Raw genomic sequence first — 21,236 nt, 5'->3', positions numbered from 1 at the left:
CGCTTTATCTCCTGGAAAAATTAATGAAAGGTCACATTGATCTTCAGATAGCGTTCCGGGTATTGATCGAGTTCCTTCACGGCGTCAGGCACATCATCAATATTCACCACCTTGCTGACGACATCCGCAGGATTAATGTTCAGCGTAGACAGCATCTGTAACGCTTCTTCGAATTCGCCAGCACTGGTACGTGATCCGCGCAGATCCAACTCTTTAAACGTGATCAGGTTAGTGGGTAACGATGTCTCCTGTTTTGGCCAGCCGGTGAAAGCAATACGACCCGCAAACGAAGCAAGATCCAGCGTTTCGCGAATTGCACTGTTGGCACCAGATGCTTCGACGACAACCTGTGCCATCGTCCCCTGTGTGATATCTTTTATCGCCTCAACAACCTGGGTGTTCGACGGATTGATGACGTAAGGCACGCCCAGCGATTTTGCGTACTGAAGTCGTTCGTCCACGATATCGATCAGAATTGGCGTCGCACCGTAGCGCAATGCGCTCAATGCTGCCATCAGACCAATCGCACCGGCTCCAATAATGGCGATATGCTCCCCGGCCGTCAGTTTGGCGCGATGTAGCGCATGCAGTGCGATAGTCAGTGGTTCAGCCAACGGAGCCATCTCAGTGGCGACGTCATCCGGGATTTTGTGAATCAAATGCGCGGGGTGAGCTACCACCTCCTGCATCGCACCATCAATATGTACGCCAATTACCTTCAGGTTTTCACAGCAATTTGTCCTCCCCACTGAACAGGGGTAGCAATGGCCACAATAAATATAAGGATCAACAATAACGCGGTCACCTTCCTTAATATTTGCTGGCATGCCATTGCCTTGTTTAATAACAATACCAGTGACTTCATGTCCAATAATACGTGGATAGGTCACCAGGGGATTAGTGCCGCGAAATGCACCTATATCAGAGCCACATATTCCAGCAGCATCAACTTTTATTAATACTTCATTATCTTTCTTTTCTGGGTAATCAACCCAACGGGTTTCAATTTCACCAGGTTTATTGATGTAGACAGCTTTGACTTTCATTTGTTTTTAATCCTTTATTTTTGACAAATACGAATACCAGACAGCTGGAAACAATCGCAATAGCACCAGCCAGATAGAATGCGTAATCATATTTACCGCTGAACTGAACAATAAATCCGGTGACCAGAGGGCCAATGATTCCGGAGATATTTGCCAGCCCATGCATGGCGCCACCGACGCTACCCACTTTATCTTTGTGTACGACATCCTGAATAACTGCCCAATAAATAGGTCCAGTTAAATACAACAGGAATAACGAGACTGACATCAATCCAACGGCACTGCCGATAGTGGTAACTGTTCCAGAAACCGCCACACAGATTGCCGCTCCAGCCAGGCAAACACCGAGAATGAGACGGCGAGAAAGCAGGGCATTGCCCGTTACCCGATAGATAAAGTCAGAGCATACGCCACCCAATACCATGCCGATTGCACCAATCACCCAGGGGATCACCGTTGCAATGCTGATTTCTTTAATATCAAGGTGTAGCGAGTGGTTCAGATAGCTTGGGAACCAGGTCAGGAAGAAAAAGAGTATGTAGTTATAGCTAAAGAAGGCCAGCGTCGTTGCCCACACCATCGGCTGCTTCATGTAGTAGCCGAGAGAAGGCATCGCTTTACCGTCATCCGCTAAAATGATGTCATCATGGTTTTCAAAATCGACACGTTCTTCCGGGGCGAGGTGTTTACTTTTTGAGGGTTTATCACTGGCAATGAAATACCAAAGTAATACCCAGGCTAAACCAAACAGGAAAATAATACCGAATGCCGGACGCCAGCCTAATGAAAGAGCCAGCAGGCCAACTACCGGACCGGAAATTGCGCCACCCAACGGCGAGCCAGCGCTGAAAATACCGATGGCAGTGGCAGATTCTTTACGCGAAATCCAGTTATTGATAATTTTATTACCTGCAGCACTGACCGGCCCTTCAGCCATGCCGAATAATACGCGGACAGCCAGCATAGTCCATAAGCCAGTAACCAGACTGGTCATCCCACAAAATACTGACCAGAGTAACGCGGCGACCAGAAATACTGTTTTGGGACCAAATCGGTCACTGGCCCAGCCACCGATAAAGTTAAACAGTGCATAACCAACAAAGAATGCGCTGAATATCATACCCATCTCAGCAGCATTGAATCCTAATTCCTTTTCGATGAGTGGAGCGGTGATCGACAATGCTGAACGATCCATATAGTTAAGCATGTAAACTATAAAAAGAAGAAAAACGATAAGCCATCCCATTGTTTTTCTTTTCATGATATATCCTCTTATTGTGGTCTAGCGGCCTGACCACAATATTTAAAACCTATTTTAAGATCACCATTCTTTTGATGCGAATGTGATCAACATAACGAAAAATTAGTGCTTTAAATAATCACGATCAAATGTATGTTGGCATATCTTTATGAATTTTAAGGTTTTTGTTGTGAGCGGTAAAATTTAGGATAAAAGCGAAATTGGTATTCAACACCTATTTTGGATGGATATTGCAATAGCGTCGTACAGGGAGAACGGCGAACGTTCAGCGCAAATCAGGCGGCTACGTACAGTCACAGTGGTATCCCACCCGCTGAGAACAGAAAAATGGCTCATAACGACCTCGTTTTGTAATGATTCATTAACATTTGGGCTACATGTCACAGAATCAACGATGAGACTAAAAGTCGCTTTGACACGCTTTGGGTTACCTTCTAGAGTGGAAAAATACAGATTTTAGATAAGAGACTATCTGTGAAATTAAGATGGTCTCTTATTGCATTTTTTTAGCTAATGGCGACCTTCTTCCGAATATTATGAAGGGGAAAGCCATGTCCGCATGTTCATTCTCAAATCCGATAAAAATCCGCGGTGTAGATGATGTCATTAATTGCATCGATGCCAGGGGAAAAATCAGTGGCAGAGCTGGTGTTATTTGGTGGTTGGCACTAGGCGGCCTTTTTCTTGATGCTTTTTCAAATTCAGCTCTCAGTGCTGGATTAAACCCAATGACCCGCAATTTAAATCTTACTGCGACCGAAGTTGCACTACTTACCTCATTTTCATCCTGGGTCGCCATATTATTTAACCCGATTGGCGGCTGGATAGCCGATCGCTGGGGTCGTGTGCCGCCGCTGATCATTGCCAAAATAATGGCGGTGATTGGTGCTTTGTTGGTGATGTCATCCTCCAGTTTTAGCACGATAATAGTGGGTCGCTTCTTTGTTGGCGTCTCTTACGGGATGGACTTTGCTGTGGCAATGGCCATGCTGGCAGAGTTCACGCCTGTGAAACTCAAAAGCCGTCTAAATACCTGGCAGGGTGTCTGGTATGTTGCCGTTTGTTTAAATTTGGTATTAGCGCTGATGTTTTACTCATGGGACGTAGGTGATGCCATCTGGCGTTATTCCATTGCTGTAACGGCGTTATGTGGAATCATCGTTCTGTTTTTCCAGTTCCGTTATTTAGTGGAAAGCCCGGTTTGGCTGGCAAGGAAATCCCGATTACCTGAAGCTATCGTTTCCATGAATAAAATATATGGTGAACAGTTTATTCTGGCGCCGAAAGCAGAACAGAAACCCGTTATTGGTCAGGCTGAAAAAGGCGCAAGAAATGTGCTGTTAATATTCCGTGGCGTCTATTTACCACGTACGATTCTGGCTTCGACCGTTCAAATCTGTCAGTCAATCCAATATTTCGGTGTGGGCTGGTATTTACCGGTTATTAGTGCTGCGATGTTTGGTAAAAATTTTGTTTACGCAACCTTATGTTCACTGTTTTTTAACGTTTTCGGTATCGTCGGCGGTTTCTTATCTCCCGCGATTGGCCGCCGTCTGGGATTGCGCCGCTCCTCGGCGATCGGTTTTGCCGTGGCCTTCCTCGTGCTACTCACGCTGGGTCTGTTCAGTGACACTATGCCACTTTGGGCCTCTTTGCTGGTCCCTGCACTGTTTATTCTTTGCCACTCTGGCGGACCTGGTGCAAACGGGAAAAGCCTGTCGTCACTCTCTTTTCGCAGTGAACTGCGGGCTGGCGCGAACGGCGTGGTCGGTGCGCTCGGGGCAATAGGTGCGGCGCTCGGGCTGTTTATTTTCCCGGTATTCCGTGATTTGTATGGCCTGCAAACGACCTTCCTGATCATGTCTGCCGTGCCGCTGTTTGCGAGCATTATCTGTTTTGTTATTCCGTGGGACCCCACTCGCACCACTATTCAGCCGGATAACGAGCCAGGTGCGCCGCAGTTCGAATCACCCCATTCACCTTATCCAGAGTCGATGACCCCAGAATCAAACAGGAGTACGAAATGAGTGAATACGAAGATGTCATTCTGGCTATCGATGAAGGTACATCGGGGACCCGTGCGGCAGTTGTTGCACAAAATAGCCAGGTTCACTGCCTGGAATACCAGCCGCTTCAGGTCAGCAGTCTGCGTCATGGTGTGGTGGAACAAGATGCTGATGAGGTCTTGCAGGCCACTATTGAGGTTTGTCGCAAAGCGATAGCTAACGCGCAATGCAACAAGATGCGCATTGTGGCGCTGGCGATTGCGACCCAACGCTCAACGGCAGTGCTGTGGGATGCGCAAACGGGTAAGGCATTAACTCCGGCGATGGTATGGCAGGATGCGCGTTTCACGGATGAACTGGCCCAGTTAGCCCCTGAATGGGATGCAAAACTGCTGCCGCGGATTGGGCGACCGGTTGGGATACGCTCTCCTTATCTTTGGGCGTCGCGCCATCTTGCCAATACGCCTGCGGTGGCGAAGGCGTATCAGGCTGGAACGCTGGTCTTTGGTACCGTTGATAGCTGGTTGCTTTGGCACTTGGCGCAGGAGAAAAAAAGTGTCACCACACCGACAAATGCCACCTCCGCTGGCGCGTATTGCCTCAAAGAGCATCACTATCATTTGCCATGGCTACAGACTCTGGGCTTCCCGGCGTCATTGCTGCCTGAATTACATGATGATGCCGATGACTTCGGCACCACTCATGAAGATATTCTGGGGATAAGCGTGCCGATCCTGGCCTGCGCAGGGGATCAGTTTGCAGGGGCTATTGGGCTGGGGTGTACCGAGCGAGGACAGGCTTTTTGTATGCATGGCACTGGCAGCTTTGTTGATTTAATGATGGGGCCAACGGTACCAACCTTGCAAAAGGGCTGTGAAAGTACGCTCACCATGACGGCGCGCCGCCAAAAAGGGCTTTCGCATTTCTCTGTCGAAACCTTTGTCCCCACTACCGGTTCGGCGCTCAACTGGGTGTGCGAAAAACTGCATTGGTTTGACTCACCCGAACAGATCAGCGAACTGGCCGCGCAGGCTAGCGACGCGGGTGGCGTGAGTTTTATTCCGGCGCTAACGGGGCTACGCGTACCCCATCTCCAGCCTCATGCCCGTGCGTCCCTGAACGGTATCTCAATCTCGACCACGCGCTCGCAGGTGGCCTACGCGATTCTGGAAGGGATTGCGCATTCGGTCGCGGCCTGTATTCGCGCAAATGAAGCGGCAACCGGGATCCCCACAAAAGAGTTGGTAGTCGGGGGAGGGTTATCCAATAGCGATACGTTATTGCAAATCCAGGCCGATCTTAGCGGTATTCCCGTGCGGCGAATGGCCGAAACGGCGCGGGCAAGCTTACGTGGCGTTGCGTTTTTGGCTGGTGCCGATGGGCTGCTGTGGGACTCGCTGCCGGATGCCTGCGCCATGCTAAAAACCGCGCGGCTATTTGAGCCGAAAATCAGTCATGACCTTCGCGAACAAAAAATTAACCGCTGGGCGATGCGTATTGCACTCGAAATGGAAGCCGCCGACAGCCTCACCTCAGCTAATCAGGAGCACACTTACTCATGAAGTTTTTCCCTTCGCGAAAGCCCAACAAAACCTGTAGTGAGATGTACGGTGCAGAGCCATTACGTCTCCAGCGCGCTGAACAACTGGATCGACTGGAAAGCGACACCTACGACATTCTGATTGTCGGTGGTGGCGTAACCGGAGCCTACGCGGCGTTGGATGCCAGTCTGCGTGGCTACCGGGTGGCGCTGATTGAGAAAAGTGACTTTGCCTCAGGCACGTCATCAAAGTCATCGAAAATGGTACACGGCGGTCTGCGCTATATCGAACAAGGGAATCTGGGGCTGGTTCGCCACTCTTTACTCGAACGCCAGCGTATGCGGAGGAATGCCCGTCATCTGGTGCAACGGTTACCCTTTTTATTCCCGGTACTCGATAAAAATGGCGTATTCGACAAGCGGATGTCTGCTGCATTTGAAAGCCTGCTCTGGACCTACGACCTTGCGGGAGGATGGCGGGAAGGCATCCTTCACCAAAAACTTACCCCTGCGGAAGTGCTGTCGCATTGCCCGACGCTCAAAGAAGAACAGCTATCCGGTGGTTTTATGTATTTCGATGCCCGTGTCGACGATGCCCGACTTACGTTGGCATTGGTGCGCACGGCGGCGTTTCATGGCGCGGTGGTGACCAACCATGCGGAAGTCATCGAAACCACGCGCGACCAGCACGGCAAAGTGAATGGGGCCATCGTCTGTGCCGATGGCAGAGAAATTCAGGTCAACGCGCGGGTTGCCATCATGGCGACGGGCGTCTGGCTGCGTGACTGGAATGGGCTGAAAAAAGGTGACGCATCACCGCTGAATATCCGTCCTGCCAAGGGGGTACATGTTGCTATTCCGTGGATGAAGATCCGCAATGATTGCACGGTGACGATCCCGGTTGCCGGGCGCAGCCGCCGCGCGACGATCACCCGTTGGGGCAACGTTTCCTATTTGGGGACCACGGATGAGGATTATCAGGGCGATCTCAATGATGTTCACTGCAATCGCGCTGAATTGGACTTTCTGCTGGAAGGTGCGAATTCGGCATTGAAAACCGATCTCCGCCCGGAAGACGTGGTGGGTAGTATCGCCGGTTGCCGCCCTCTGGTGGGGACGGCGGGAGGCAAGACCGTTGAAATGAAACGTAATCATGAAATCACGGTTGCGGCAGATGGTCTGATTACGATTGTCGGCGGCAAGCTGACGACATCACGTCATATGGCAGAAGAGACCATCGATGCCGCCAGCAAAATACTCGGCCGTAAAAAGGCCTGCTCAACTAAAACCGCCTGGTTGCTGGGGGCGGCGGGCTATGACCCGCAGGCGATTCTGGCATCGGGCGGTTTGTCTGCGCACCTGGGGGAGCGCTACGGGACTGAAGCGCATTTTGTCAGTGACCTTATCCAGTCCAATCCCTTACTGGCAAAGCCAATTGTGGAAGGGCTTCCCTATACCGAAGCTGAAGTGGTGTATGCCGTGCGCCATGAACTCGCCAGCACCATTGATGATGTGTTATCGCGCCGAATTCGTGCCCGTCTGATGGCTCGTGATGCGTCAGCGAATGCTGCGCAACGCGTGGGGGAAATTCTGCAACAAGAGCTCAAGCTTCAGCCTGAACAGGTGGCCCGGCAGGTAGCCAGCTATCAGGCGGCAATTAAACATGAAAAATCAATACTTATGGGGACATCCGAATGATCAGTAAAGAAGCGATTAAACGCGGTTATAACCGTGGAAATTATACTGTAGGTGCACACACGCGCCCGGCATGGGCGACGGATATCAAAAGCAGCGGTGGCGCGAAAGGGATGCAGATTGATCCGGTGGCGATGAGCGAAGCGACGTTTGATCGACTGCGGGTCATTGCAGATGAGGTGCTGACATCGGAATCTGATGTGATTACCTGGACCCGCGACTGGTGGGCCGGTTCGATGATTGCGGAAACCCAGGGCGCACCGGCCACGTCAAAAGGGGCGATTGTACGTGTCTCTACGGTAGAACAAATTCAGGATGTGATGCGTCTGGCGAATGCGTTGGCAATCCCGGTCACGGTTTCCGCCGGGCGCAGTAACGTCACTGGTGCCGCATTGCCGTTGCGGGGAGGCATTGTGCTGGACGTTTGCGAACTCAACAAACTTATCGACTTCGATCCACAAAGCCAGATTGTTGACGTTGAAGCCGGCATGTTCGGCGACATTTTTGAACAAACTATCCAAAAAGAGTACGGCATGACGATGGGCCACTGGCCGTCATCGTTTGGTATCAGTACCGTGGGCGGTTGGGTGGCCTGTCGTGGCGCGGGACAGCTGTCGACCCGCTACGGCAAAATTGAAGATATGGTCTATGGGATGGATGTCGTCCTTGCCGATGGCCGCTTAATCACCGTGGGTGGCTATGCGCGTAGCGCAACGGGGCCTGATCTACAGCAGATGTTTATTGGTTCTGAAGGCACATTGGGTGTGATTGTCCGTGTGCGTTTGAAGCTTCATCGCCTGCCGGATTATGGCCGCGCCATCGCCTGGGGTTTTTCCAGCTTCGCCAGTGGACTGGAGGCATGTCGCGAAATCTTACAGCATGGGGCGAATCCGGCGGCACTGCGTTTGTACGATAACCTGGAAAGCGGCGTGCAGTTTGGTCTGCCAGAGACCAATGTCCTGTTGATTGCGGATGAGGGGGAGCCTGAGATTGTCGATGCGGTAATGGCTATCAGCGAACGTGTGTGCCAACGCGGCGGACAACAACTCGACGGCGAGGCTATTTTTGAACGCTGGCTGGACACCCGATATCTGACCGGAAAAAGTGCTGAAGGCTTTAAAAAGAGCCCAGGTCTGGTGGCGGATACGCTGGAAATGGTGGGACGCTGGCGCGATCTTAGCGACGTGTATGATGATGTGGTGGCCGCTATTAACGCCGTACCCGGCACGCTGGCCGGTTCGGCGCATCAGTCTCACGCCTACATCGACGGCGCATGCCTCTATTTCTCATTGCGCGGTGATGTGGCGATTGAGCAACGTGCGGCCTGGTATCGTGCGGCATGGGATGCAGCGAATGCGGTGCTAATTAAGCACAACACCTCCCTTAGCCACCATCATGGTGTTGGTCTCCTGCGTTCGCCCTATATGCAGGCTTCTTTAGGCGAATCGCTTTCCGTTCTGGCGGATATCAAATACGCGCTGGATCCGAAAAACATTCTTAACCCAGGCAAACTGGGGTTAAGCGTCGATCTTCCTTCACATCAGGCAGGTCAGTAATGATCAAAAATCTTGGCGTGCTCCTGGCACGCCAGCCCGTCATTATGGCGATTTACGGTATTGAGCAATTGAAAACCGCGCTATCCAGCAAGGCGGAAGTCTGCATTATTGCCAATATTGACCTGATTAAGCTCCATCCGGTGATAGAACTGCTGTCGCAGGCGGGGAAGTACGTCATCGTGAATATCGACAGCTGCAATGGGCTGTCCCAGGATAAGGGCGGCATTGATTATGTGGCCGAAACGGGAGCGATGGGGTTGCTCTCGACGCGTTTGCAAACCGTACAGCGAGCGAAAAAGTGTGGACTGGTGACGATGCAGAAAATCTTTGTCACCGACCGTTCTACCTGGCTACGCAGCCTGAAAGCCGTAGAACAAAGCGAACCCGATTACGTGCAACTGATGCCCGCGCAGATGTTGCCGCTACTCTCACAGGCTGACCGTAATGTGTTGCCGCCAATAGTGGCATCAGGCTTCGTCTGTAACGAGGAACATGCTCAAACGGCGCTGTTACACGGCGCGATAGCCGTTTCGAGCAGTGATAGCGCGTTATGGGATATAGACCTTCACCGTTAGAACACCGGGAGCCCGACCATGGAGAATTCACAACTTTTTGTTATTGCACATTATTTTTCTCGTAAGGGAATGGGAGACAAGGTCAATGATGCGCTCAGACTGCTTGCCCAGGCCTCGCGTCAGGAGCCTGAAAACATCACCTATGAGTTTTTCCGTTCTACGGAAGACGGCGATCGCTTTGTGATTATTGAAACCTATCGTTGTCCTGAGGGTCTCGAACTTCATCGACAAACGGAGCATTTTCAACGTATTGGCGTTGGGATTATCAACCCGTTGCTTGAGCGTAAAGAGGTGAAAAGCTTTCTCACTCATGCCGATACACCGCGTAGTTAAAAGCTGGCCATTTTTACTACCAGGAGTACATCAATGAACAATGTCATGAAGGATTTTACGTTTTCAACTGTACCGGAAATTATCGTCGAGTGGGCGGGAGCATCACGAGCAGGGGAGATTATTCAGCCGCGATTTAGCGCGCGTCGCGTGTTGTTGGTGACCGACCCCGGACTGGTCAAAGCAGGGATTCTGCCGCCTGTTTTGCATAGCCTGCAAGAGGCAGGGTTTCAGGTGACGGTCTATGATCGGGTCCAACCCGATCCGCAGGAACGTCTTGTCCGGGAAGCCTTACAGGTTGCTCGTGATGACCATTGCGACATGGTCATTGGTCTGGGCGGCGGCTCCTCGCTGGATGTCGCGAAGCTGGTGGCCGTGTTAATCAACTCTGAGCAAGATCTGCAGGCGCTTTACGGTATTGGCAAAGTTTCCGGGCAGCGTCTGCCGCTGATTAACATCCCTACCACGGCAGGGACGGGCTCAGAAGTCACTAATATTTCGATTTTGACGACCAATGATGACAGCAAAATGGGGATTGTCGCACCACAGCTATATGGCGATTTGGTGCTGCTGGATGCGCAATTGACGCTTGGACTTCCTCCGGTTCATACGGCGGCGGCTGGCATCGACGCGATGGTGCATGCCATTGAGGCTTATACCGGTAAACATAAGAAGAACCCCATTTCGGATGCGCTGGCGCGGGAAGCATTACGCTTAATTAGCCGCCATCTGGTGACTGCCTGTCGTGATGGGAACAACCGTGAAGCGCGAGAAAATGTTCTGCTGGGCGCGATGCTGGCAGGCCAGGCTTTTGCCAATTCCCCAGTGGCCGCAGTGCATGCGCTGGCTTATCCCCTTGGCGCACGACACCATATTCCACATGGGTTGTCGAATGCGTTGATGCTGATTCCGGTGCTGCAGTTTAATGCGCCAGTCGCTGCGCCGTACTATGCCGAGCTGGCTGCTGTTATTGGCGAGGAGGTGTCGGGGAATATGGAGAAAGATGCCGCGATATTTATTGCTGCGATGGTACGCATTATTGCTGAATCGGGTGCACCGAAAAAGCTGCGCGATGTCGATATACCTGCTGAAACGCTGGCGATATTGGCTCAGGATGCCATGCAGCAGACTCGTCTTCTGGATAACAATCCTGTTCCGCTCACGGCAGATGATGCGTTGCGGCTATACCAACACGCGTTTTAAACAGAACACTCGCCAAAAGCTTGTCCGGCGAGTGGATTGCCGGACACTGTTTTGCCCGATGACATCGCGAGAACAACCGAATAGACATATCGAATCCAGGTGTTAGTATTCAATAGATAGCAGTTATGAGTATGCGTGTTTCATTTCCGGCCAGGAACGCTGATGATGACAACATTACTACCCGATTTCACAGCATTTTCGTCATTCACTTCCTTCGCGGTATGCGTTGCTATAACGCCTGTCCGCTCTTTGGCCATCGTTTATCATTCCTTCTCATCCCGGATGGAATCTCTCACTGAATAGCAGTTCAGTGGGTTTTGTGACACGCATCGTTTGATAACAGGGATTACGGCGGGTCGAATATGGATAAGATTAAGCGTCATCTGGTGTGGTGGGGCGCGGGTATTGTGGTGGTGGTTGCTGCAATAGCATGGTGGATGTTGCGTCCTGCGGGGATACCGGAAGGGTTTGCCGCCAGCAACGGCAGAATTGAAGCCACTGAAGTGGATATTGCCACCAAAATTGCCGGACGTATTGATACGATCCTCGTATCGGAAGGGCAGTTCGTTCGTCAGGGCGAGGTGCTGGCGAAAATGGATACCCGCGTGCTGCACGAGCAGCGGCTGGAAGCGGTCGCGCAAATCAAAGAAGCGGAAAGTGCAGTTGCGGCGGCACGGGCGTTGCTGGAACAACGGCAAAGTGAAATGCGCGCCGCGCAGTCGGTGGTAAAACAGCGCGAGGCGGAACTGCAGTCGGTCTCTAAACGTCACGTTCGCTCCCGTTCGCTATCCCAGCGTGGTGCGGTGTCTGAGCAACAGCTGGATGACGACAGGGCTGCGGCGGAAAGCGCTCGCGCGGCGCTGGAATCTGCAAGGGCGCAGGTCTCTGCGGCAAAAGCCGCGATCGAAGCCGCCCGTACCAGCATTATTCAGGCGCAAACCCGCGTTGAAGCCGCGCAGGCCACCGAACGTCGTATTGCCGCTGATATTGATGACAGCGAGCTGAAAGCCCCGCGCGATGGTCGCGTGCAGTACCGTGTCGCCGAACCGGGCGAGGTGCTTTCCGCGGGCGGGCGCGTGCTGAATATGGTCGATCTCAGCGATGTCTACATGACATTCTTCTTACCGACCGAACAGGCTGGTTTATTGAAGATTGGCGGTGAAGCTCGCCTGGTGCTGGATGCCGCGCCGGATCTGCGTATTCCTGCGACCATCAGCTTTGTGGCAAGCGTCGCGCAGTTCACACCGAAAACGGTCGAAACCAGTGATGAACGGCTGAAGCTGATGTTTCGCGTCAAAGCGCGTATTCCGCCAGAGCTGTTGCAGCAGCATCTGGAGTACGTGAAAACCGGTCTGCCGGGCATGGCCTGGGTGCGTCTGGATGAAAATCGCCCCTGGCCTGACGAGCTGGTGGTGAGGTTGCCGCAATGACGCATCTGGCGCTGGTTCCCGTTCCTCCCGTGGCGCACCTTGACGGCGTGAGTCAGCATTACGGGACAACGGTCGCGCTGAACAATATCACGCTGGATATCCCCGCCCGCTGCATGGTGGGGCTGATTGGCCCGGATGGCGTCGGAAAATCGAGCCTGCTGTCGCTTATTTCCGGTGCGCGGGTGATTGAACAGGGCAACGTGATGGTGCTGGGTGGCGATATGCGCGACCCGAAGCATCGTCGTGATGTCTGTCCGCGTATTGCCTGGATGCCGCAAGGGCTGGGTAAAAACCTGTACCACACGCTGTCGGTGTATGAGAACGTCGACTTCTTTGCCCGGCTGTTTGGTCATGACAAAGCGGAACGCGAAGCGCGGATTACCGAGCTACTGAACAGCACCGGACTGGCGCCGTTTCGCGATCGTCCTGCCGGGAAACTCTCGGGTGGGATGAAGCAAAAGCTGGGGCTGTGCTGCGCGTTAATCCACGACCCGGAATTGCTCATTCTTGATGAACCCACCACCGGGGTAGACCCGCTGTCCCGCGCCCAGTTCTGGGATCTGATTAACAGCATTCGCCAGCGGCAGACCAACATGAGCGTGCTGGTTGCGACCGCTTACATGGAAGAAGCCGAGCGCTTTGACTGGCTGGTGGCGATGAACGCCGGGGAGGTGTTAGCCACCGGGAGCGCCCAGCAGCTACGCGAACAAACCAACAGCAACACGCTGGAGCAGGCGTTTATCGCGCTGCTTCCTGAAGCCCAGCGTCAGGCGCATAAGCCGGTGGTGATCCCGCCGTATCATGCTGAGCAGGAAGAGATTGCCATTGAGGCGAAAGATCTGACCATGCGCTTCGGCAAGTTTGTCGCCGTTGACCACGTTAACTTTCGTATTCCCCGCGGGGAGATCTTCGGCTTTCTCGGCTCCAACGGCTGCGGTAAATCCACCACCATGAAGATGCTCACCGGTCTGCTACCCGCAAGCGAAGGTGAGGCGTGGCTGTTTGGGCAAGCGGTTGACCCGAAGAATATCGATACCCGCCGCCGGGTAGGCTATATGTCGCAGGCGTTTTCGCTCTACAGCGAGCTGACCGTGCGGCAAAACCTTGAGCTACACGCGCGACTGTTCCATATCCCCGAAGCAGAAATCCCTGGGCGGGTGCAGGAGATGAGCGAGCGCTTTTCGCTGACCGATGTCGAAGACGCGTTGCCCGGCGCGCTGCCGTTGGGGATCCGTCAACGCCTGTCGCTGGCGGTGGCGGTGATCCATCGCCCGGAAATGCTCATTCTTGATGAACCGACCTCCGGGGTCGATCCGGTGGCGAGGGACATGTTCTGGCAACTGATGGTCGATCTGTCGCGTCAGGATAAAGTGACCATTTTTATCTCTACCCACTTTATGAATGAAGCGGAGCGCTGCGACCGTATGTCGCTGATGCACGCCGGAAAAGTACTCGCCAGCGGCACGCCGCAGGAGCTGGTGAAACAGCGTGGTGCCGCCAGCCTGGAAGAGGCTTTTATCTCCTGGCTACAGGAAGCAGCAGGCCCGGCGCCGGAAGCGACGCTTTCGCAAGCGACTGCTCCGCTGGTGCATGAAAACAGTCAGCCGCCGCGGCAGGGCTTTAGCCTGCGGCGCTTGTTCAGCTACAGCCGCCGTGAAGCGCTGGAGCTGCGGCGGGACCCGGTGCGTTCAACGCTGGCGCTGATGGGGACGGTGATCCTGATGCTGATCATGGGCTACGGCATCAGCATGGACGTGGAAAATCTGCGTTTTTCGGTGCTCGATCGTGACCAGACCGTCAGCAGCCAGGCGTGGTCGCTGAACCTGGCGGGGTCGCGCTATTTTATTGAGCAGCCGCCGCTCACCAGTTATGACGAGCTGGACAAGCGAATGCGTTCGGGTGAAGTGGCGGTAGCAATAGAGATCCCGCCAAACTTTGGCCGCGATATCGCGCGTGGCACGCCGGTGAAGATTGGCGTCTGGGTCGATGGCGCAATGCCGAGCCGCGCTGAAACGGTCAGAGGTTACGTGCAGGCGATGCACCAGACCTGGCTGCAGGATGTGATGGCGCGTCAGCCCAATGCCAGTGGGCAAAACGGGCTGATGACCATTGAAACTCGCTATCGTTACAACCCGGATGTAAAGAGTCTGCCGGCGATTGTTCCGGCGGTGATCCCGCTGTTGTTGATGATGATCCCTTCCATGCTCAGCGCCCTCAGCGTAGTGCGTGAGAAAGAACTCGGATCGATTATCAACCTGTACGTCACGCCTACGACCCGCAGCGAGTTTTTGCTCGGCAAACAGTTGCCTTACATCGTGCTGGGCATGCTGAACTTTCTGCTGCTGTGCGCGCTGTCGGTGTTTGTGTTCGGCGTGCCGCATAAGGGCAGCTTTATGACCCTGACGCTGGCCGCGCTGCTGTACGTCACCATTGCCACCGGGCTGGGGCTGTTAATCTCCACGTTTATGAAAAGCCAGATCGCCGCCATTTTTGGTACGGCGATTATTACGCTTATCCCGGCGACGCAGTTTTCCGGGATGATCGATCCGGTCGCCTCGCTCGAAGGGCCTGGACGGTGGATTGGCGAAATCTACCCGACCAGTCATTTTTTGACCATTGCGCGTGGAACGTTCTCTAAAGCGTTGGATCTGACGGATCTCTGGCAGCTGTTTATGCCGCTGGCAATCGCCATTCCGGTGGTGATCGGTCTGAGCGTATTACTGCTGAAAAAACAGGAGGGGTGATGCGCCGATTACACAATATTTATAACCTCGGCATCAAAGAGTTACGCAGCCTGCTGGGCGACAAAGCGATGCTGACGCTGATCGTCTTTGCCTTCACGATTTCGGTTTATTCTTCCGCGACCGTCCTGCCGGGTTCGCTGCATCTGGCGCCGATTGCTATTGCCGATATGGACCAGTCACAGCTGTCGAACCGGATTGTGAACAGCTTTTATCGCCCGTGGTTTTTACCGCCGGAGATGATCACCGCCGATGAGATGGATGCCGGGCTGGATGCCGGACGCTACACCTTCGCCGTGAACATTCCGCCTGATTTTCAGCGCGATGTGCTGGCAGGAAGACAGCCGGATATTCAGGTTAACGTCGATGCCACGCGGATGAGCCAGGCCTTTACCGGCAACAGTTATATCCAGAATATCATCAGCGGCGAAGTGAACAGCTTTGTGGCGCGTTACCGTGACAACAGTGAGCCGCCGGTGGCGCTGGAAATGCGCATGCGCTTTAACCCCAATCTGGAACCTGCCCGTTTTGGCGCGGTGATGGCAATCATCAACAACATTACCATGCTGGCGATTGTGCTCACCGGCTCGGCGCTAATTCGCGAACGTGAGCACGGGACCATTGAGCATCTGCTGGTGATGCCGGTAACGCCGTTTGAGATCATGATGGCAAAAATCTGGTCGATGGGGCTGGTGGTGCTGGTGGTTTCCGGTCTGTCGCTGATGCTGATGGTAAAAGGCGTGCTCGGCGTACCCATTGAAGGCTCGATACCGCTGTTTATGCTGGGCGTGGCGCTGAGCCTGTTCGCCACCACCTCGATCGGTATTTTTATGGGCACGCTGGCGCGCTCCATGCCGCAACTGGGATTGCTGATGATTCTGGTGCTGTTGCCGTTACAGATGCTTTCCGGTGGCTCCACGCCGCGTGAAAGCATGCCGCAGGCCGTACAGGACATCATGCTGACGATGCCGACTACCCACTTTGTCAGCCTGGCGCAGGCGATTCTTTATCGTGGCGCAGGGTTCGGCATCGTCTGGCCGCAGTTTCTGACGTTGCTGGCGATTGGCAGTGCGTTCTTCCTGATAGCGCTGCTGCGCTTTAGAAAGACGATTGGCACGATGGCGTGAACATTATTGCCGGATGGCGGCTACGCCTTATCCGGCCTACAAACGAGAACGGGTGTAGGCCGGGTAAGCGAAGCGCCCCCGGCAACGAAACAGGTAATTACTCTTCTTTCGGCAGGCACTGCAAATGACCATGACGTACGCCGCGCTGGGAAATCACATCATCGGCAAAATGCTGAACATCGCCCATGTCGCCTTTTAGTACGGCGATTTCCAGGCAGTCGTCATGGTTGATGTGAACGTGTAGCGTAGCGACCGATAAATCATGGTGATGGTGCTGCGTCGAAACAATGCGGCTGGCCAAATCACGCTTCTCATGTTCATAAACATACGAGAGTACCGCGAAGCCCTGAGTGCCATGCTCCTGGGTCGTTTCCTGCGCCAGCGCACCACGCAAAATATCGCGAATCGCTTCAGAACGGTTGTTGTAACCACGGCGCTGGCTCAGGCTATCCAGCGTTTCCAGTAAATCGTCATCGAGAGTAATGGTGACTCGTTGCATCTGCAGTTAACCTTTCATGTCGCGCGTCGGCGCACAGGGAATGCGGGAGTTACAGCCTCTGCACGGCGTCGGCTGTCAGGGTAAATGGCGTTGGCGTGCACACGGCCAGACTCAGGGTTTCGAGCTGGCACTGGCTAACGGAGAGCGAGGATGTCAGTGTAGTGCTATCGACGCTGACAATTTGCCAGGCGCTGCCGCCACGCTGCTTAACGATGGCTTCTTTGCGCGTCCAGATGCGCCAGAAAGCCGCCAGTTGGTGGTCCGGATGTTCTGCTTCGATTTCGGCATGTTCCCCAAGACTGAACACCGTATTCGCCAGCGTCTTCCAGTTTTCGCGCGGGCGCACGACTTCAATATCGCAGCCCACTTCCCCTTCGTCGCTAAGCAGCAGAGCAATGTCATCACCGCTGTGGCTAAGATTGAACCACAGCGGCGTGTCGGCCGAAAAGGCCGGTTTTCCTTGCTCGCCGTAGACGATATCAGGCAATGGGGAAAGGGCATGGGAAAGCAGTACGCGGCCAGCCAACCAGCGTGCGCGGCGAGCACCCTGCGGAGCCTGCTCATAGAGCGCATGAGGCAGCACGCCGGTGCTTAAATCAGAAACTTTCCCTAGAACGATCCGGTACATATCACGGCCAACGTTTGATGATGATAGAAGTATTGATGCCGCCAAACGCAAAGTTATTGCTCTGCAAAAACTCGCAATCAATCTTGCGGGCTTCACCCATAATGTAATCCAGCGCGCCACAATTGGCATCTGGCTGACTCAAATTCAGCGTAGGCGCAAACCAGCCTTCACGCATCATTTGCAGACTCATCCAGGCCTCCAGTGCGCCACAAGCGCCAAGGGTATGCCCAAAATAGCTTTTAAGCGAGGATAGCGGCACATTATCACCATAAATTGCGGCAGTCGCCTGACTTTCTGCAATATCGCCACGATCGGTAGCGGTACCGTGCGCTGAAATATAGCCGATATCCCGGGCGCTAATACCGGCCATGCTCAGCGATTTTTCCATGCAAATCTGCATTGTCTCACGCTGTGGCTGGGTGATATGGGCAGCATCGCAGTTAGTGGCAAAGCCGACGATTTCACCGTAAATCGTTGCCCCGCGCGCTTTAGCGTGTTCCAACTCTTCCAGCACCAGCGTACCAGCACCTTCCCCGATGACCAGACCATCGCGTTTTTCATCGAATGGGGAGGGGGTGGTTTTCGGTTCGTCGTTGCGCTGGCTGGTGGCGAACAGCGTATCAAATACGGCGGCTTCGGAAGGGCACAGTTCTTCTGCACCACCGGCAACCATCACCGTTTGATAACCGTGTCGGATGGCTTCCCATGCATAACCAATTGCCTGGCTACCGGAGGTGCAGGCGCTGGATGTCGGGATGACTCGCCCACGCAGGCCGAAAAACAATCCAGTATTAACAGCCGTGGTGTGCGGCATCATTTGCACATAGGTCGTGCCGGTGATGTTATTGGTGTGCTTCTCGGTCAGCATGGTCGCGAACTCACTCACCGGCCCGGTGCTGCCTGTGGAGGAACCGTATGCTATTCCGGTTTCACCGTTGGTCAGTACCCGATCGCCAATCAGTCCGGCTTGTTCTAACGCCAGTTCTGATGCGCGAGTGGACATCAGCGACACGCGACCCATGGCGCGAATGCGCTTGCGGGTATAGTGTTCCGGCAGAGTGAAGTTATCGATCGGCGCACCCAACAGCGTGTGCAGTCCGTCATAAACCTGCCACTCCGGCATTTTGCGTACCGCATTTTCATACGCCAATAGCCTGGCTGAGACATCCTGCCAGTTTTCCCCAAAGGCGGTGACGCCGCCCATGCCTGTAATCACGACACGAAGTGTCATAACATCCCTCCATTGATGGAAATCACCTGGCGAGTGACATAGCCCGCCACATCCGACATTAAATAACTGGCAAGCCCGGCCACTTCTTCAGCCTGACCTATCCGTTTCATGGGGATCATCGACATCGCCTCTTTCAATGCGGCTTCTTCCATCTCGATCATCCCGGTATCAATCAGTCCTGGTGCAATACAGTTTACGGTAATTTTGCGTTTTGCCAGTTCGATGGCCAGCGCTTTGGTGGCGCCAATAATACCGGCTTTTGCTGCACTGTAATTAACCTGACCGCGGTTGCCCATCACGCCGGATACCGAAGACAGTGTGATGATACGACCCCCCTGGCGTGCGCTAATCATCGGCATAATGCACGGATGAATGACGTTGTAAAAGCTGTCGAGGTTGGTGTGGATCACCGCATCCCAGTCGTTATCGCTGAGCGCAGGGAAGGCGGCATCACGCGTTACCCCGGCGTTGCTGACAATGCCGTACCATGCGCCGTTAACCTCAATATCGTGCTCCAGTACTTCACGGCATTGCTCGCGATTGGCAACGTCAAACGTCAACAGACGCCCTGCGCCGCCAGCGGCGAGGATAGCCTCCAGTGTGTCTTGTGCACCTTGTGCATCGCGATGATAGTGCACGCCGACCACAAAGCCGTCTGCCGCCAGTTGTCTGGCGATGGCGCGACCGATACCTTTGCTGGCACCCGTAACTAAAACTGAACGACTCATGTGGACGCTCCTTGTTGAAATAGCGTGTTAATTTCTTCTGTTGTCGGCTGGAAGGTGTTGACGCGACCGGTTGCCAGCGTCTTGTTGTCTGCCTGAATGACGCATTCAAAGCTACCGAATCGTGCATCCTGCATCAGCAATTTGACATGGATGCTCAGCCGCTTCCCGGCAGGCAGAACACCCGCAGCACAGACTAACTCGCGTGCGCCCAGCACCATACCTAATGCAATACTCGCCTGACCGTGTTGCTGGCGGTGCCAGCCAGACCAGACGCCAATGGTCTGCGCCATTAATTCCAGTGCGAACCAGCCGGGCAGATTGCCATCGGGGTCGAGGAAAGGGGCCAGTACGCTGTTTGCCGATACCGTCACGTGGCAGGTGGCGGTTTCGTCCGCCACACTGACGACCTCTTCAAGGAGCAGCATCGGCGCGTCATGCGGTAAATAATCGCCCGGTGATAAATAGTGGCTCATGAGATTCTCCCGAGCAGGATGCTGGCATTATTACCGCCGAAGGCGAACGAGTTAGATAAGATTACCGGGCGAGTCAGCGGCTGCGGTTGTTCAATGATGCCGCAGGGTGGCAATGTTTCATCGCGCGGCGACTGGCTAAAATCCTGCGGTGGCAGGGGCAGGTTGCGTTGCAGAATCAGCATACTGATTGCTGCTTCGGTGATCCCGGCCGCGCCCAGCGTGTGCCCGGTCAGGTGTTTGGTTGAACTGCATGGGACCGTGTCGCCAAATAGCGTGCTTACGACGTTGGACTCAATCTGATCGTTGAGCGGAGTGGCCGTTCCGTGCAGATTGATATAGCCCACGTGTTCCGGTGTCATTCTTGCGTCGTTAAGTGCCTGGCCTATGGCGCGAATGGCACCTTCTCCCTGCGGGTGGGGAGCCGAAATATGGTATGCATCGCTGGATTCGCCGACACCCAGCAGCGCAATGGGCTGTGGCTCGCGGGTTAATACCATCAATGCGGCGCCTTCGCCGATGGTGATCCCATTGCGGTCGCGGCCAAACGGCTGACATCGCGTTGGGGAGAGCGATTCCAGACTGTGGAAACCGTTGATGGGCATCCGACTTAGCGTATCGGCACCGCCGACAATGGCAATATCCACCAGACCAGATTCGATTAAGCGACGCCCGCTCATGATTGCCCGTGCACTGGACGAGCAGGCGGTTGAGAGCGTAAAGGCCGGGCCATCCAGCGCCAGCCAGTGGCTAAGAAAACGCGACGGATCGCCCAGTTCCTGCTGCGGGTAGCGCCAGTCGGTGCTCTCTTTGTCGTTGAGCATCAGATCAACGTGAACGTCACCTTCATTCAGACCGGAGGTGCTGGTGCCGAGAACGACAGCAATACGATCGCGGCCAAACCGGGCGATAGCGTCGTCTACCTGTGGCTGGATTTGTGCCAGTGCAGCCAGCAGTAGCTGGTTATTGCGCGAACGATGTGCGCTAAATTGCTGAGGGATCGCGGGCAGATCACCGTCTACACCTGCTAATACGGCGGGTGGATGTCCTTGTAGCCAGTTCGCGCGCGGACGCATTCCCGGCGCTATGCCACGTGTGAGGTTGGCGGCGATTTCATCGGTGTTATTGCCCAACGCGTTAATCATGCCAACGGCAGAAATGTAGATCATC

General features: G+C 54.2%; 18 protein-coding genes. 10 read left to right on the top strand and 8 right to left on the bottom strand.

The genetic code is table 11. The annotated features are described in order from the left end of the window. Nucleotides 1–20: 20 nt before the first annotated feature. Nucleotides 21–1,046 carry an alcohol dehydrogenase catalytic domain-containing protein gene (locus JTI85_RS21005; RefSeq protein WP_048213620.1) on the bottom strand — a complete coding sequence of 342 codons (1,026 nt, stop codon included), beginning with the start codon at nt 1,044–1,046 and terminating at the stop codon, nt 21–23. Then, the gene (locus JTI85_RS21000; RefSeq protein WP_048213619.1) at nt 1,018–2,307 is read right to left on the bottom strand and encodes an MFS transporter; all 1,290 of its coding nucleotides are present in this window, start codon (nt 2,305–2,307) and stop codon (nt 1,018–1,020) included. The genes JTI85_RS21005 and JTI85_RS21000 overlap by 29 nt, the downstream gene beginning before the upstream one ends. Nucleotides 2,308–2,843: 536 nt before the next feature. Between JTI85_RS21000 and JTI85_RS20995 the strand changes: the two genes are divergently transcribed. The 10 genes from JTI85_RS20995 to JTI85_RS20950 all read left to right on the top strand — a co-directional run bounded on the left by JTI85_RS20995 (nt 2,844) and on the right by JTI85_RS20950 (nt 16,510). Then, nucleotides 2,844–4,334: an MFS transporter gene (locus JTI85_RS20995; protein WP_353655373.1), complete on the top strand. Its 1,491-nt coding sequence runs from the start codon at nt 2,844–2,846 to the stop codon at nt 4,332–4,334. After that, nucleotides 4,331–5,875 carry an FGGY family carbohydrate kinase gene (locus JTI85_RS20990; protein WP_061068774.1) on the top strand — a complete coding sequence of 515 codons (1,545 nt, stop codon included), beginning with the start codon at nt 4,331–4,333 and terminating at the stop codon, nt 5,873–5,875. The genes JTI85_RS20995 and JTI85_RS20990 overlap by 4 nt, the downstream gene beginning before the upstream one ends. Then, the gene (locus tag JTI85_RS20985) at nt 5,872–7,551 is read left to right on the top strand and encodes a glycerol-3-phosphate dehydrogenase/oxidase (RefSeq protein WP_219351964.1); all 1,680 of its coding nucleotides are present in this window, start codon (nt 5,872–5,874) and stop codon (nt 7,549–7,551) included. Before JTI85_RS20990 ends, JTI85_RS20985 begins: the two co-directional genes overlap by 4 nt. Continuing rightward, nucleotides 7,548–9,104: an FAD-binding oxidoreductase gene (locus JTI85_RS20980; protein WP_048213615.1), complete on the top strand. Its 1,557-nt coding sequence runs from the start codon at nt 7,548–7,550 to the stop codon at nt 9,102–9,104. The genes JTI85_RS20985 and JTI85_RS20980 overlap by 4 nt, the downstream gene beginning before the upstream one ends. Further along, the gene (locus JTI85_RS20975) at nt 9,104–9,679 is read left to right on the top strand and encodes a glycerol-3-phosphate responsive antiterminator (protein WP_048213614.1); all 576 of its coding nucleotides are present in this window, start codon (nt 9,104–9,106) and stop codon (nt 9,677–9,679) included. Before JTI85_RS20980 ends, JTI85_RS20975 begins: the two co-directional genes overlap by 1 nt. Nucleotides 9,680–9,697: 18 nt before the next feature. Continuing rightward, nucleotides 9,698–10,012, top strand: a complete 315-nt coding sequence (locus JTI85_RS20970; protein ID WP_048213613.1) for a putative quinol monooxygenase — start codon at nt 9,698–9,700, stop codon at nt 10,010–10,012. A 33-nt stretch (nt 10,013–10,045) separates the two neighbouring features. After that, on the top strand, nt 10,046–11,212 hold the full coding sequence (locus JTI85_RS20965) for an iron-containing alcohol dehydrogenase (protein ID WP_061068771.1): 1,167 nt from the start codon (nt 10,046–10,048) through the stop codon (nt 11,210–11,212). 362 nt (nt 11,213–11,574) lie between these two features. Continuing rightward, nucleotides 11,575–12,642 carry an HlyD family secretion protein gene (locus JTI85_RS20960; RefSeq protein WP_061068770.1) on the top strand — a complete coding sequence of 356 codons (1,068 nt, stop codon included), beginning with the start codon at nt 11,575–11,577 and terminating at the stop codon, nt 12,640–12,642. Further along, on the top strand, nt 12,639–15,386 hold the full coding sequence (rbbA, locus tag JTI85_RS20955; protein ID WP_137364138.1) for a ribosome-associated ATPase/putative transporter RbbA: 2,748 nt from the start codon (nt 12,639–12,641) through the stop codon (nt 15,384–15,386). Before JTI85_RS20960 ends, rbbA begins: the two co-directional genes overlap by 4 nt. Then, the gene (locus tag JTI85_RS20950; protein WP_219351963.1) at nt 15,386–16,510 is read left to right on the top strand and encodes an ABC transporter permease; all 1,125 of its coding nucleotides are present in this window, start codon (nt 15,386–15,388) and stop codon (nt 16,508–16,510) included. Before rbbA ends, JTI85_RS20950 begins: the two co-directional genes overlap by 1 nt. A 97-nt stretch (nt 16,511–16,607) precedes the next feature. Here JTI85_RS20950 and nikR read toward each other — a convergent pair whose 3' ends face one another. From nikR to JTI85_RS20920, 6 genes are read right to left on the bottom strand one after another with little or no spacing between them, the layout of a single operon-like run. Beyond that, nucleotides 16,608–17,009: a nickel-responsive transcriptional regulator NikR gene (gene nikR / locus JTI85_RS20945; protein ID WP_005121550.1), complete on the bottom strand. Its 402-nt coding sequence runs from the start codon at nt 17,007–17,009 to the stop codon at nt 16,608–16,610. Nucleotides 17,010–17,058: 49 nt separating this feature from the next. Continuing rightward, nucleotides 17,059–17,637 carry a 4'-phosphopantetheinyl transferase AcpT gene (gene acpT, locus JTI85_RS20940; RefSeq protein ID WP_061068768.1) on the bottom strand — a complete coding sequence of 193 codons (579 nt, stop codon included), beginning with the start codon at nt 17,635–17,637 and terminating at the stop codon, nt 17,059–17,061. A gap of 1 nt (nt 17,638) precedes the next feature. Beyond that, on the bottom strand, nt 17,639–18,868 hold the full coding sequence (locus tag JTI85_RS20935) for a beta-ketoacyl-ACP synthase (protein WP_199986374.1): 1,230 nt from the start codon (nt 18,866–18,868) through the stop codon (nt 17,639–17,641). Next, on the bottom strand, nt 18,865–19,596 hold the full coding sequence (locus JTI85_RS20930) for a 3-ketoacyl-ACP reductase FabG2 (protein ID WP_048213606.1): 732 nt from the start codon (nt 19,594–19,596) through the stop codon (nt 18,865–18,867). Before JTI85_RS20930 ends, JTI85_RS20935 begins: the two co-directional genes overlap by 4 nt. Continuing rightward, complete coding sequence (locus JTI85_RS20925) at nt 19,593–20,069, bottom strand: 3-hydroxy-fatty acyl-ACP dehydratase (protein ID WP_048213605.1); 477 nt, start codon at nt 20,067–20,069, stop codon at nt 19,593–19,595. The genes JTI85_RS20930 and JTI85_RS20925 overlap by 4 nt, the downstream gene beginning before the upstream one ends. Next, on the bottom strand, nt 20,066–21,235 hold the full coding sequence (locus tag JTI85_RS20920; protein ID WP_061068765.1) for a beta-ketoacyl-[acyl-carrier-protein] synthase family protein: 1,170 nt from the start codon (nt 21,233–21,235) through the stop codon (nt 20,066–20,068). Before JTI85_RS20920 ends, JTI85_RS20925 begins: the two co-directional genes overlap by 4 nt. Nucleotide 21,236 lies beyond the last annotated feature (1 nt).

This window comes from Citrobacter sp. Colony219, assembly GCF_019382635.1.
In the GTDB taxonomy this organism is placed as follows: Bacteria; Pseudomonadota; Gammaproteobacteria; order Enterobacterales; family Enterobacteriaceae; genus Citrobacter; species Citrobacter youngae.
Note: the sequence above shows the minus strand (reverse complement) of the source record. Positions and strands in the feature narration are given on the sequence as shown.

Bases quoted from the DNA above. Each gene is read 5' to 3' on its own strand.
- JTI85_RS21005 (WP_048213620.1), bottom strand. From the start codon at position 1,046: ATGAAAGTCAAAGCTGTCTACATCAATAAACCTGGTGAAATTGAAACC.
- rbbA (WP_137364138.1), top strand. From the start codon at position 12,639: ATGACGCATCTGGCGCTGGTTCCCGTTCCTCCCGTGGCGCACCTTGAC.
- JTI85_RS21000 (WP_048213619.1), bottom strand. From the start codon at position 2,307: ATGAAAAGAAAAACAATGGGATGGCTTATCGTTTTTCTTCTTTTTATA.
- JTI85_RS20975 (WP_048213614.1), top strand. From the start codon at position 9,104: ATGATCAAAAATCTTGGCGTGCTCCTGGCACGCCAGCCCGTCATTATG.
- JTI85_RS20920 (WP_061068765.1), bottom strand. From the start codon at position 21,235: ATGATCTACATTTCTGCCGTTGGCATGATTAACGCGTTGGGCAATAAC.
- JTI85_RS20960 (WP_061068770.1), top strand. From the start codon at position 11,575: ATGGATAAGATTAAGCGTCATCTGGTGTGGTGGGGCGCGGGTATTGTG.
- JTI85_RS20985 (WP_219351964.1), top strand. From the start codon at position 5,872: ATGAAGTTTTTCCCTTCGCGAAAGCCCAACAAAACCTGTAGTGAGATG.
- JTI85_RS20970 (WP_048213613.1), top strand. From the start codon at position 9,698: ATGGAGAATTCACAACTTTTTGTTATTGCACATTATTTTTCTCGTAAG.
- JTI85_RS20950 (WP_219351963.1), top strand. From the start codon at position 15,386: ATGCGCCGATTACACAATATTTATAACCTCGGCATCAAAGAGTTACGC.
- nikR (WP_005121550.1), bottom strand. From the start codon at position 17,009: ATGCAACGAGTCACCATTACTCTCGATGACGATTTACTGGAAACGCTG.
- JTI85_RS20990 (WP_061068774.1), top strand. From the start codon at position 4,331: ATGAGTGAATACGAAGATGTCATTCTGGCTATCGATGAAGGTACATCG.
- JTI85_RS20995 (WP_353655373.1), top strand. From the start codon at position 2,844: ATGAAGGGGAAAGCCATGTCCGCATGTTCATTCTCAAATCCGATAAAA.
- JTI85_RS20925 (WP_048213605.1), bottom strand. From the start codon at position 20,069: ATGAGCCACTATTTATCACCGGGCGATTATTTACCGCATGACGCGCCG.
- JTI85_RS20965 (WP_061068771.1), top strand. From the start codon at position 10,046: ATGAACAATGTCATGAAGGATTTTACGTTTTCAACTGTACCGGAAATT.
- acpT (WP_061068768.1), bottom strand. From the start codon at position 17,637: ATGTACCGGATCGTTCTAGGGAAAGTTTCTGATTTAAGCACCGGCGTG.
- JTI85_RS20930 (WP_048213606.1), bottom strand. From the start codon at position 19,596: ATGAGTCGTTCAGTTTTAGTTACGGGTGCCAGCAAAGGTATCGGTCGC.
- JTI85_RS20935 (WP_199986374.1), bottom strand. From the start codon at position 18,868: ATGACACTTCGTGTCGTGATTACAGGCATGGGCGGCGTCACCGCCTTT.
- JTI85_RS20980 (WP_048213615.1), top strand. From the start codon at position 7,548: ATGATCAGTAAAGAAGCGATTAAACGCGGTTATAACCGTGGAAATTAT.